The sequence below is a fragment of the Pontibacillus sp. ABV4_188 genome, assembly GCF_056311905.1.
Map to the genome: position 1 here is coordinate 649,971 of NZ_CM149975.1, position 12,800 is coordinate 662,770.

Sequence of the window (12,800 nt, forward strand, 5' to 3'; positions counted from 1 at the left end):
GAGTTACCCTCCTTGAGTGAGTATAGGACTGTTGCCTAAAAAGGATATGGCTCCTCCATAAGTCCGTTCTAAATTATCAAGTGTAAAGACACTTTCAGTTGGCCCATAGTCGACAGGTGTTTTATTTAACAATAGACAGTGGTCAAAGTAGTCTTTTACCGTTTGTAAATCATGGTGGACGACAAGCACCGTTTTACCTTGTTCACGCCATTCTTGCAATAATTTCATAATGGCTTTCTCCGTTGCAGCGTCTACTCCTGCAAAGGGTTCATCCATGAAGTAGATTTGAGCATCTTGTGCTAATGCGCGAGCAAGGAAGACGCGTTGCTGTTGTCCTCCTGAGAGTTGACTAATTTGTCTATTCGCAAATTCTTTCATACCGACTTTTTCAAGACACTCATAGGCGAATTGAATTTCCTTCTTATTCGGACGACGAATCCAGCCTATATGTCCATAGCGCCCCATTAGGACAACGTCTAGTGCGTTGGTTGGGAAATCCCAATCCACTTCACTTCTTTGAGGTACATATCCAATTAAATTTCGTTGTTTTTTATAAGGTTTCCCATAAACAACAATATCCCCAGATAGTCGAGGGATCAGGTGTAGGATTGATTTAATTAGAGTAGATTTTCCTGCCCCGTTAGGGCCGATGATTCCTGTAAGCGTTCCTTCTGGTATTGTGAAATTCACATTCTCAAGGACAGGTTGTCGTTCATAGGTTACAGCCAGATTCTGAATTTCAATAGCTTTCATATAAGAAACTCCTTTCTATTTGACTCCTATTCTTTCATAAAACCATTGAAGAGGGGACTGAATCCCCTCTAGTTTCTAATTACTTTAATGCATTAACAATTGTATCGATATTGTGTTTAAACATTCCGATATACGTTCCTTCTTCCGTATCCGCTGGTCCCATTGCATCAGAGTATAACTCTCCGCCGATTTTCAGCTGGTGCCCTTCAGCTTTAGCACCTTCCACTACAGCATTAATGGATCGTTCGTTTACACTACTCTCAACAAAAACGGCTTTAATATTACGTTCTGAGACCGTATCTATAATTCGTTGGACATCTTTAAGCCCGTATTCAGATTCTGTACTCAACCCTTGAAGCCCCATAACCTCTAATCCATATGCTTTTCCGAAGTAATGAAAGGCGTCGTGTGCAGTGACGAGAACACGACTTTCTTCTGGAATTTGAGAAATTTGTTCTTTAGCATAAGTATGCGTTTCGTCTAATTTTTGTTTATAGTTTTCGGCTTGTTTTTCATAATATTCTTTGTTCTCAGGATCTAAATCGATTAGACCTTTAGTAACTTCATCCACAGCGTACTTCCATAAGTTAATGTCAAACCAGACGTGAGGGTCCGGAATATCAGGATTTTCTGGATCAGCATCAAGCATATCTTCAGGGATCGCTTCAGCTACAGCGTGTGTTGGTTTTTCAGAGCTCATCTTTTCAAACACATTATTCATTTGTCCTTCTAAGTGGTGTCCATTGTAAAAGATGACATCAGCTTTTTGTAGATTGTCAATATCACTAGTAGTGGCTTTGTACGTGTGAGGGTCCGTTCCTGGTCCCATTAAACTCTTCACATCAACGTGCTCACCGCCCACGTTTTCTACGATATCTCCGATCTGAGCAATGGTCGTGACGGCTTTAACGTATCCTTCTGTCTCTGTGTCTGCTTCAGCATTACACCCTACCAAAGCGACAATTGATAGTAATGCGATTGTAATGAACTTCTTCATGTTTCTTTTGTCCTCCCTTTTTGTACATGTTAATAAAAGTTTCCTATATGCAAAAAATAATTTAAAAAACCACTTTTCCTTGGCTCTATAAAGATATGAGTGTAGTTGAAAAGTGTGCATGTTTTTATAAATTTTAACCTAAACAATAAAAGTTTCCTTAGTGCAAAATATATAGTTAACCGAAAGAAATGTCAACAGTTGTGTGTTAAATAAATAGACAATTGATTTTTTTATACGTGGAAATGAATAAAACAAGAGTTTTCTACCCTTTTTATACATAATTGTTGAATAAGTATACTTTTAAGGTTATAATCATACATAATCTATAACATGAGAGCTGGAAAGGGGATTTTTAATATGGGTAAAACGTGTGTATTAGCTTATTCCGGAGGTTTAGATACTTCCGTTTCTGTTAAATGGCTTCAAGAGAAATATGGGTACGATGTTATTGCACTAGGGTTGAGTGTTGGTGAAGGGAAGGATATGGAATCCGTACGTCAGAAAGCGCTAGATGTTGGAGCAGTGAAAGCGATTATGATTGATGCTAAAGAAGAACTAGCAGAAGACTTTCTATTGCCAGCATTAAAAGCGAATGCTTTATATGAAGGAAAATATCCATTATCTTCAGCGCTGTCTCGTCCGTTAATAGCTAAAAAGCTTGTAGAAGTAGCTCACCAGGAAGGGGCGGTTGCTGTAGCGCATGGTTGTACCGGAAAAGGAAATGATCAGGTCCGGTTTGAAGTAGCAATTCAAGGATTAGATCCTGATCTTGAAGTCATTGCACCTGTTCGGGAGTGGAAAATGACTCGTGATGAAGAGATTGCTTATGCAAAAGAAAAAGGAATTAACATACCGATTACAGATGAGAATCCGTTCTCGATTGATGCAAACATTTGGGGTCGCGCATGTGAAGCGGGAGTTCTTGAAGATCCATGGCAGGAGGCACCAGAAGCAGCCTACGAATGGACAGCACCGATTCACCTTACTCCAGATGAGCCAGAGACAATCGTTATTTCTTTTGAGAAAGGGAAGCCTGTCGCATTAAATGGCAAATCAATGTCCCTTGTGGATATAATTGAAAAATTAAATGTTCTCGGTGGCGAACATGGGATTGGGCGTATTGATCATGTTGAGAATCGCCTTGTGGGCATTAAATCACGCGAAGTATACGAGTGTCCGGCAGCGATGATGTTAATTCAGGCTCATAAAGAATTAGAGCACCTTACTCATACAAGAGATGTGGCTAAATTTAAACCTCAAGCAGAGCAGCAGTTGTCTGAGCTTATTTATGAAGGATTATGGTATTCGCCGCTACGTGAAGCGCTACTTGCCTTTCATGAAGAGACACAGGCTAATGTGACGGGAGAGGTTAAGGTGAAGTGCTTTAAAGGCCAAGCGACCGTTTTAGGTACTAGAGCAGATGTGAGTCTATATGATGAGGAATTAGCGACGTATTCAAAAGGGGATGCCTTTGATCATGATGCAGCGGTTGGTTTTATAAAACTGTGGGGACTGCCTTCTAAAGTGTACGCTAAAAAACAAAAGAGCAAAATAAAGGTATAAAGGAGCGGGAGAATTATGTCATCAAAAGTTTGGGGAGGACGTTTTACAGCTAGCCCTAATCAACTCGTAGAAGAAATGAACGCTTCGATCTCTTTTGACCTGGCGTTATTAGATGAGGATATAGAAGGCAGTATAGCTCATGTAGCTATGCTGGCTCGTTGCGGCATTGTAGAAGAAGCTGAAGCAGAGAAGCTTAAAGAAGGACTGAAAAAGGTTCATGAAAAAGTAACATCAGGGGTAGCGACGTTTTCATCTCAATATGAAGACATTCATATGAATGTGGAAATGTTGCTTCATGAAGAAGTAGGAGAACTGGCTGGTAAGCTTCATACGGCACGTAGTCGTAATGATCAGGTTGCGACTGATATGCATTTATATCTTAAGAAGAAAGTTCATAACATCATTGGACTTTTAAAAGATGTGCAACACGTTTTATGTGACAAAGCTGAAGCTCACCTTGATACGATTGTTCCTGGCTATACTCACCTCCAACGGGCACAGCCGATTTCTTTTGCTCATCATCTGTTAGCGTACTTCTGGATGTTTCAGCGGGACACAGGAAGATTAGAAGATAGTTTGAAGCGGATTGATGTTTCACCACTCGGTGCTGGAGCCATTGCTGGCACGACGTTCCCGATTGACAGAACGTTTACAGCAGAGCTCCTTGGTTTCGATGAAGTTTACCCAAATAGTATGGATGCTGTAAGTGATCGGGACTTCATCGTTGAATTTTTAAGCAATGCTTCTATGCTTATGATGCACATATCTCGTCTTAGTGAAGAGATGATCATTTGGTCAAGTGAGGAATTTAAGTTTGTCGAATTTGATGATGCCTTTTGTACTGGTTCTAGTATGATGCCGCAGAAGAAGAATCCTGATATGCCAGAACTACTCAGAGGGAAAACGGGGCGTGTATATGGACATTTAATGGGTCTGTTAACAACCCTGAAAGGATTGCCGCTCACTTATAATAAAGATATGCAAGAAGATAAGGAAGGCATGTTTGATACGGTGGAAACCCTTGAGAAAAGTTTGGCTGTGCTCGCTCCTATGATTGAAAGTATGAAGGTTAGAAGTGAACACATGTATGAATCGGTCAAACAAGATTACTCAAATGCAACCGATCTTGCTGATTACTTGGTTACAAAGGGAATGGCTTTTCGGAAGGCACACGAAGTAACGGGGAAGATTGTACTGACGGCTATTCAGGAGAAGAAGAATTTATTAGAAGTCAGTTTAGAAGAATACCAGTCTTATTCTTCTTCTATAGAGGAGGATATTTATCATTATTTACGTCCTGAGAGCGTTGTAGCAGCGCGTGATAGTTTAGGTGGAACAGCCCCAAATCAGGTGAAAAAACAACTACATCATGCGAAATCTCTATTAAAGAGCAACTATTAGGTTTAATAGTTGCTCTTTTTGTATACACTATAAGAAAGATTCAAAGAATTCGAACTTCGCACAAATATTACGGTTTTCGACATTTTTTTTAAATTTCTATTGCCCTATTGTTAAGGATTTGTTAAGATAATTTTTGTAGCTGATTGAAACACATAATTAGCACTACAAACTTAGTATAAATAATTTATGCATTTGGTGAAATGCGGGTGTAGTTTAGTGGTAAAACCTCAGCCTTCCAAGCTGATGTCGTGGGTTCGATTCCCATCACCCGCTCCATAATTTTATGTTGCCAACGCAGTGTTTCGTTTAAAGGTGTGGAAACGAAGCATTGCGTTTTTATATTGTCCAAAAAGGTTACATTGGTTATAGGGGATTCTATGCCCTTTATCATAACAACAAACCAATAAAGAAAGGGTGCCATTTGGATGAAAGATCTACAGCAAAAATTGAGACAAATTGATGGGAAAAGTTATAAAGCCTATAAGGATATCCAAGGTAGCTATGGATTTCAGTCCTATTCGCTTGCCATTGACTATGTTCAGGGTGATCCGTTTGCTGCACCATCTAAGATTCGGATCGTTGTACCATCAAATCAATATAAAATAGCGAACGAGTGGATGGAAACGTCGACTCGCTTGACGTATATAGAAGACCAGGTTGCTCGTCACGTTGGCAGAGCGATTCATCAAGATCGAACGGTTGTAAAAGGATCTGGAAAGAGCGGGGCGATTTCGATTGATGCACCCGGTCAGGAAATTCTTGAACGAACAGCCGTATCCATTAACAACAAACAGACTGAGATTTGTTTATCGATTGGACTTCCGGCTAACGGGCGTCGAATCAATGGCAAAGAAGCAGAGAAATTATTTTTCCAGGTGATTCCTTCTATTGTGAAGACCTCCTTGTTTAAGATGGGGGCACACGATTTTGAAGCGGTTTGTCAACTAGCAGACCAGCATGACGCCATCCGCGCTAAGATGAAAGAAGAGGGATGGGTTTCCTTTGTTGCAGATGAATCCATTCTTCCTCGTGAGAGCGGAATAAGCAACAAGCCTATGAAACGTGCTGTTCCATTTCAAAGTCCTGAAGCCAATAGGGTTTCCTTTACCATTCCTCACCGAAACGAACCCATCACGGGCATGGCTTTGAATAAGGGAATTGTTCTCATTGTTGGTGGTGGTTACCACGGAAAAAGTACACTATTGAAAGCGATCGAGCGTGGGGTGTATCCTCATATTAAAGGAGACGGTCGTGAATATGTCTTAACAGACCCTGATGCTGTTAAGGTTCGTGCTGAAGACGGTCGCCAGGTTACGAGCGTTAACATATCACCATTTATTAACCACTTACCGCACGGAGAAGATACGATTCGCTTTTCTACAGAAAATGCAAGTGGTAGTACATCTCAGGCTGCAAATGTCATGGAGGCCATTGAAGCAGAAGCATCTGCCTTACTCATTGATGAGGACACCAGTGCAACAAACTTTATGATTCGTGATGCGCGTATGCAGGAGCTTGTTGCGAAAGATAAAGAACCCATTACACCATTTATTGATCAGATTAAGCGATTGCGTGATCAATTAAGTGTATCAACGATCCTTGTTATGGGTGGCTCAGGGGATTACTTTGATGCGGCGGATGAGGTGATTATGCTTGATCAATATCTCCCGTATAACGTAACGGATCAAGCAAAAGCAATTGCAGAGAAGTATCCGTTCAGTCGTGATGAAGAGGCAGTCAATCAGTTTAAATCAATGCCAAATCGTCATTTTCTACCAAGTAGTTTAGATAGTCGAAAAGGGAACAAGTCAAAAGTTCAGGCGAAGGGCCGTACTCTTATTCTAATGGGCCGTTCTGAAGTGTCTCTGAACTATGTGGAGCAGCTTGTTAGTAGCTCTCAGACACGTATGATCGCGGAGGTTCTCCATCATTTAGAACAAAGAAACTGGCTGAAAGAACAGCGTAGTTTTAAAGAACTGCTAGATGCGATTGAAGACCAACTCGATCAAAAGGGTCTTGCTTCGTTTACAAGTTTTAAGGATCAGCATCCAGGCGACTTAGCGAGACCTAGACGTCATGAAATTGCTGCGACCCTAAATCGCCTTCGAACGAGTAAAGTAGACCAATTTTCATAAACTAGATCATTATATACCAGAAGAAGGGAGGGAATGAAGATGGACATTCATGAGTTGAAAGAGGACGTGAAAGCTTATGCTAAAGAGATTGGAATTGATAAGATTGGCTTCACGACACCAGATGTGTTTACCGAGTTGAAAGAACGACTACGTACCCAGCAAGACTTGGGTTATCAATCAGGCTTTGAAAAGGGAAGCATTGAGGAGCGTACAGAGCCCAATCGATTAGTTCCAGAAGCGAAGTCTATTATCTCCATTGCACTTGCTTACCCATCAAAGCTTAAAGATGCACCACGTAGTACGAAGGATGATCGTCGAGGGTTATTTTGCCGTGCTTCGTGGGGACAAGATTATCACGATGTGCTTCGCGACCGTTTGAACAAGCTAGGTGAATATTTGCAAGGCCGTGTATCAGATTTCTATGGTCGGTCAATGGTCGATACAGGGGAACTGTCTGACCGTGCCGTCGCAGAGCGTGCTGGTATTGGGTTTACGGGGAAGAATACGAATTTGATCACGGAAGAGTACGGGTCATATGTATACCTTGGCGAAATGCTGACCAATATCGCATTCCCTCCTGATGAACCTGTTGAGGATTCATGCGGTGATTGTAATATTTGTGTAGATGCTTGTCCGACAGGTGCCCTAATTGAGGGTGGACAGTTGAATGCGCAAAAGTGTATTGCATTTCTTACCCAAACGAAAGGTTTTCTTCCTGATGAGTATCGTGGAGTTATAGGGAACCGTTTATATGGATGTGACACATGTCAAACAGTCTGTCCGAAGAATCGAAAGAAGCACAATTTAATTCATGCAGAATTTCAACCAGATCCAGAGAAAGTAAAACCAAGCTTGAAGCCGCTTCTATCTGTTTCCAATCGTGAATTTAAAGAAACTTATGGACAGATGTCGGGTTCCTGGCGTGGGAAGAAGCCTATTCAACGTAATGCTATACTAGCGCTTGCCCATTACAAAGATGAAACAGCTGAGGATGAACTTGTACGTTTAATGAACCAAGACCCTAGACCTGTAATACGTGGAACAGCTGCCTGGGCTTTAGGTAAAATTGGGAACCCTTCTGCATATACTGCAATACAAGAAGCAAAAGTGAAAGAAACAGATGATGACGTAGTCGGAGAGATGGATAAAGGATTAGCTTTATTGTAGTCTTCGACAAAATCACCTAAAATTAGTAAGTCCATTTTTATAAAAATGGCTTAAAAACACTTTTACATTGCTTGAATACCATGTACAATAATAGAAAATCTGTTGTAAAAGAAGGGATAAAACATGACGAAAGGTTCCTTCCTTTATTTCGATGAAATGGAAAGTCCAATTGGTCCTTTAACACTCCTTGCAACCGAAAAAGGTCTTTGTCGCATTGACCATGGATCGTTGCGAGATGTTGAATCAAGACAAACAACTTGGGCCAGAAAATATTTTTTACACATTGAATACGTACACGATCCAGCTCAATTTAAGCAATTAAAGCAACAATTAGATGAGTATTTTTCCAACAAACGGGATCGTTTTGAGATCCAGCTTGATTTGTATGGAACTCCATTTCAGCAAAAAGTATGGAAAGCCTTAGCCGACATACCGTTCGGCGAAACTCGGTCCTATAAAGATATTGCCTTAGCCATTCAGGCGCCTAAAGCTGTCCGCGCTATAGGTGGAGCGGTTAATAAAAACCCTCTATCCATTATTCTTCCGTGCCATCGAGTCATTGGAAGCAATGGTGCACTTGTCGGTTATGCAGGCGGTCTTGAACGAAAAGAGCATTTACTTGATCTAGAACATCGTAAAGCCGTTTCCTCTTAAGAGGAAACGGCTTTTTTTGTCGATTGCTTTAGCATAGCAAAGAACTACAGCGTGCCAGACACCCTTTACCCTGGTAAAGGGTGTCTGGCACGCGTTGTTCCTTTACTAAGTAAAAGTGAGGCAGCTCCTAATACGAGGGCTGCCTCACTTCTATGGTCTTGATGCGCGAAGTTTGAATTTATATTCATCACTTTTGAAGTAGATCTCACTATATTCAAAAACGGTGTCGTCAAAGAAGACACTGTGTAGTTGAATTTTTAAGATGGGTGTTGTTTCTTCAAGGCCAAGGGAAGTAGCTATCTCTTGCTCAGGCAATATGGGAATAACTTCTTGAAAGCTTTCTTTTATTTTCATGCCTCGCACTTGTTCAATGTAGTCATATTTCGATCCGCTCATAATTTGATAGGAGAGATCTGGAAACATGGAGACAGGCAAGTAAGTATCCTCTAATACATAAGGCGTATGATCTACTATACGTTGTCTCCTAATATAAAAGACTTTTTCGCCATCTGGAAGTTGTAACATTTCTCTTACGTAATCACTAGGAGTAATCAGCTGAAAGTTTATCACATGGTTTACGGGTTCTTTATTTAACCGCCTCATCTCTTCAGTGAAACTCTGTAATTCAAAGATATTATGTTCGATCTTTTTCTCATTTACATATGTGCCACTACCCTGAACGCGTTTTAACAAATTTTCTTGTACGAGACATTTAATGGCCTGCCTGATGGTAACGCGTGAAGCAGAATATTGCAGAGAGAGATGTTTCTCAGTGGGGATGGCTTCGCCTTCTCTCCAATTTCCTGATTCGATTTCTTGTCTTATTTTGTATGCAATTTGTCTATATAAAGGAGCTGTCATTCGAATTCCTCCAGTTCTTCTGTAGAACCATTATAACGGAAAATATATAAAATATCGATAAAATATGTTGACGCTTTCATAAATGTGTATTATATTCATGTTAAGTTATTTTTAATACAAATTTAATACCTTTTATGGAGGTTATCAATATGAAAAAACAAAATTTAGTAGTTGTTGGTGGCGGCAGTACTTATACAATCGGTATGATTATGAGTTTGATCGCTGAAAAAGAACAATTTCCTTTGAAAACGATTACGTTTTATGACACTGATGGAGAAAGACAAGAACAAATTGCGAAAGCGACGGATATTATTTTACGTGAGAAATACCCAGAACTTGAAAAATTCTCTTATACTACAGATAAAGAAGAAGCTCTAAGAGGGGCGGACTTCGTCTTTGTCCAAATTCGTACAGGTGGATTGCAGATGCGTGAGAAAGATGAGCAAATACCGCTTCGTTATGATTCAGTAGGTCAGGAAACTTGTGGCCCGGGGGGAATGGCTTATGGACTTCGTTCAATTGGTGACATGATTGATCTAGTAGAAGACATACGACATTACGCTCCAGAGGCTTGGATCTTGAATTACACGAACCCAGCAGCAATTGTTGCCGAAGCACTTAAGCGAGAATTCCCGAATGATAAGAAGTTATTAAATATTTGTGATATGCCAGCGGCCATTATGGTCAGTTACGCGGGTATTTTAGGGAAAGATGTTTTCGATCTTGTTCCTGAATACTTTGGACTGAACCACTTCGGTTGGTTTACGGGGATTTATGATAAGGACGGAAATGACCATACTCAAACGATTAAACGTGCCATAACAGAAGATGGATTTATCCCAGAAGATGCTGAGATTGCAAACGATCCATCTTGGATTAAAACGTTCAAACAGGTAGAACGCATGGTGAATGATTTCCCTGACTATCTACCAAATACGTATCTGCAGTATTATTTATATCCAACGGAAATGGTACAGAAAGAAGATCCTGAGAATACGAGAGCGCGTCAAGTTATTAATGGCCGTCAAGAACGTGTGCAAGCATTAGCTGATCAAATTGTGGAAGATGGGACGACGGAGAATGTTGAGTTAGAAGTGGATATCCACGGTCGATATATGATTCGGGTAGCTGCTTCAATGGCTTACAACAACGGAGATATTTTCATCGTAATGGTTGAGAACAATGGTACGATCGCCAACCTTCCAGATGATGCAATGGTGGAGGTACCGGCTATGATGACAAATCGTGGACCTAAACCATTCTCTGTAGGACACATCTCAACATTCTATAAAGGCTTAATTGAAGGCCAGCTTGCTTATGAGAAACTCGTAGTAGATGCATACTTTGAGAATAGTTATGAAAAGGCGCTACAGGCACTGACATTGAATCGTACAGTTGTCGATGCACCTGTTGCACGCCAAATTTTAGATGACCTCATTGATGCGAATAAAGAGTACTGGCCAGATCTTTACAAACGTAGCAAGGAAGCGGTTCTTCAGTAGGGATAAATAAGGGCCCGGACCACACCCCGGGCCTTCTCTTCAGTTTAAAAGGTAAGCGTTTTCGTATATAAGGAGGTCAGGATCGTGAAAAAATATTTTGGATCGTTACAGAAATTCGGGAAATCGTTAATGGTTCCTGTGGCACTTCTACCAGCAGCAGGTATTTTACTGGGGTTTGGTGCCGCACTCACAGGCCCGCTAGCAGAAACGGTTACGTTTTTACAGAATGACGTGGTTCAGTTTATTGGTGAAGGCATGTCTGATATCGGGATTAGTATTTTTAACAACCTTGCTGTTATCTTTGCGATTGGAGTAGCGATTGGCTTAACTGGTGGATCGGGGATTGCTGCTTTAGCTGCTTTACTAGGTTATGTAATTATGAATAAGACCATTTCCTTTGCACTTAGCATTACTCCTGAAATGGTAGCAGATAACGGTGAATATGGGATGGCGCTTGGTATTCCCACGCTCGAAACGGGGGTACTCGGTGGGATTGTTGTCGGATTACTAGCCGTTTGGGTATATAACAAATTTCATGAGTTTGATCCTCCGGAAGTGCTTGGTTTCTTCGCTGGGGACCGATCAGTAGGAATCGCTATGGTATTCACTTCGATCTTTCTGGCTATAGGGATGATGGTCATATGGCCACCTATTCAAAGTGGTATAGATGCTGTTGCAAATGTGATTGCTAACGGTGCAACAAACCCTCTATACATTGGTCTCTATGGTTTCTTGGAACGCGCTCTTATTCCAACAGGGTTACACCATATTTGGTACGCGCCGTTTTTATGGACCTCACTTGGTGGAACAACAGAAGTTGCTGGACAAATGGTTTCAGGTGACCAATATATCTTCTTGGCTCAAATTGCTGAAGGTGTAGAAGTAACGGCTGGTCGCTTTATGGCAGGAAAGTTCCCGGTTATTATGTTTGGATTATTAGGTGCAGCTCTTGCGATGTATCGTCAGGCTGATAAAGACAATCGACCGGTTGTAAAAGGAATGCTCATTGCAGCTGCCGGAACGGCTTTCCTGACAGGGATTACTGAGCCGATTGAATTTACATTTTTATTTGTAGCTCCATTGTTGTTTGTGTTCCATGCATTCTTAGCAGGGATTTCTTACGCTGTTACGTATATGCTAGACGTGCATTTAGGTTGGGCCGGGGGCTCTGGATTTATTGATTATGTTCTAGTAAACGCTATACCTGGAACAGGAAACTGGTGGATGAACCTTGTATTAGGCGCTATTTTCTTCGTTATTTACTTCTTTTCCTTTTCTTTTGCAATCAAGAAATGGGATCTTGCTACACCAGGTCGAGGTGGACAAGAGAACAAGCTTTATACAAGAGCGGATTATAATGAGAAGAAAGGTGATGAGAAGGAAGGTAAGGCAGATAGAGGCAGTGCTAATAGAGAAACCGCTTCGGCAATTATGCAAGCTCTGGGTGGTAAGGAAAACTTAAAAAATGTTGATGCCTGCTTCACTCGCTTACGTGTAGAAGTCAGTGATCGCGAGAAGATTGATGAAGATAAATTGAAAGCTTTAGGAGCAGCAGGTGTCGTAAAAGTAGATCACAATATACAAGCTATATTCGGTGGTCGCTCCGACCTTTATAAGAACGAAATTAATCGCATTATCAAACAAGAAACAGCCTAATTAAAAAAGGGACAGGAATGTTTACCCACGTAAAGATTCCTGTCCCTTTTTTCTTGCTTTAGAGCAGTGAAGGGTGCCAGGCACACGTTCTTGCTTTAGAGCGATAAAGGG

Annotated in this window: 10 protein-coding genes and 1 tRNA gene; 8 read left to right on the plus strand and 3 right to left on the minus strand. The window is 41.0% G+C overall.

Features of this window, described 5'->3' with window-relative positions; genetic code table 11:
* Positions 1-3: 3 nt before the first annotated feature.
* Together ACYX4O_RS03355 and ACYX4O_RS03360 are read right to left on the minus strand one after the other, a co-directional pair.
* Positions 4-753, minus strand: a complete 750-nt coding sequence (locus tag ACYX4O_RS03355) for a metal ABC transporter ATP-binding protein (protein WP_188654303.1) — start codon at positions 751-753, stop codon at positions 4-6.
* 79 nt (positions 754-832) lie between these two features.
* Entirely contained in the window at positions 833-1,750 is a 918-nt protein-coding gene (locus ACYX4O_RS03360; protein ID WP_476354565.1) for a metal ABC transporter solute-binding protein, Zn/Mn family, read from the minus strand.
* Between the two features lie 357 nt (positions 1,751-2,107).
* On the opposite strand from ACYX4O_RS03360, the gene ACYX4O_RS03365 reads away from it, so the two are divergent.
* The 6 genes from ACYX4O_RS03365 to ACYX4O_RS03390 all read left to right on the plus strand — a co-directional run bounded on the left by ACYX4O_RS03365 (position 2,108) and on the right by ACYX4O_RS03390 (position 8,670).
* The gene (locus ACYX4O_RS03365; RefSeq protein WP_476354567.1) at positions 2,108-3,313 is read left to right on the plus strand and encodes an argininosuccinate synthase; all 1,206 of its coding nucleotides are present in this window, start codon (positions 2,108-2,110) and stop codon (positions 3,311-3,313) included.
* A gap of 15 nt (positions 3,314-3,328) precedes the next feature.
* The gene (gene argH / locus ACYX4O_RS03370) at positions 3,329-4,714 is read left to right on the plus strand and encodes an argininosuccinate lyase (protein WP_476354569.1); all 1,386 of its coding nucleotides are present in this window, start codon (positions 3,329-3,331) and stop codon (positions 4,712-4,714) included.
* A 202-nt stretch (positions 4,715-4,916) separates the two neighbouring features.
* Positions 4,917-4,990 (plus strand) — tRNA-Gly (locus ACYX4O_RS03375).
* Between the two features lie 149 nt (positions 4,991-5,139).
* Complete coding sequence (locus tag ACYX4O_RS03380; RefSeq protein ID WP_476354571.1) at positions 5,140-6,849, plus strand: ABC-ATPase domain-containing protein; 1,710 nt, start codon at positions 5,140-5,142, stop codon at positions 6,847-6,849.
* A gap of 39 nt (positions 6,850-6,888) precedes the next feature.
* Positions 6,889-8,016, plus strand: coding sequence for a tRNA epoxyqueuosine(34) reductase QueG (queG, locus tag ACYX4O_RS03385; protein ID WP_476354573.1), 1,128 nt, complete (start codon positions 6,889-6,891; stop codon positions 8,014-8,016).
* 123 nt (positions 8,017-8,139) lie between these two features.
* Complete coding sequence (locus ACYX4O_RS03390; RefSeq protein ID WP_476354575.1) at positions 8,140-8,670, plus strand: methylated-DNA--[protein]-cysteine S-methyltransferase; 531 nt, start codon at positions 8,140-8,142, stop codon at positions 8,668-8,670.
* Between the two features lie 150 nt (positions 8,671-8,820).
* Here ACYX4O_RS03390 and ACYX4O_RS03395 read toward each other — a convergent pair whose 3' ends face one another.
* The gene (locus tag ACYX4O_RS03395) at positions 8,821-9,531 is read right to left on the minus strand and encodes a GntR family transcriptional regulator (RefSeq protein WP_476354577.1); all 711 of its coding nucleotides are present in this window, start codon (positions 9,529-9,531) and stop codon (positions 8,821-8,823) included.
* A gap of 149 nt (positions 9,532-9,680) precedes the next feature.
* Between ACYX4O_RS03395 and ACYX4O_RS03400 the strand changes: the two genes are divergently transcribed.
* A complete protein-coding gene (locus ACYX4O_RS03400; RefSeq protein WP_476354579.1) occupies positions 9,681-11,033 on the plus strand; it encodes a 6-phospho-alpha-glucosidase in 1,353 nt (450 codons plus the stop codon).
* Positions 11,034-11,117: 84 nt separating this feature from the next.
* Positions 11,118-12,689: a PTS transporter subunit EIIC gene (locus ACYX4O_RS03405; RefSeq protein WP_476354581.1), complete on the plus strand. Its 1,572-nt coding sequence runs from the start codon at positions 11,118-11,120 to the stop codon at positions 12,687-12,689.
* Positions 12,690-12,800 lie beyond the last annotated feature (111 nt).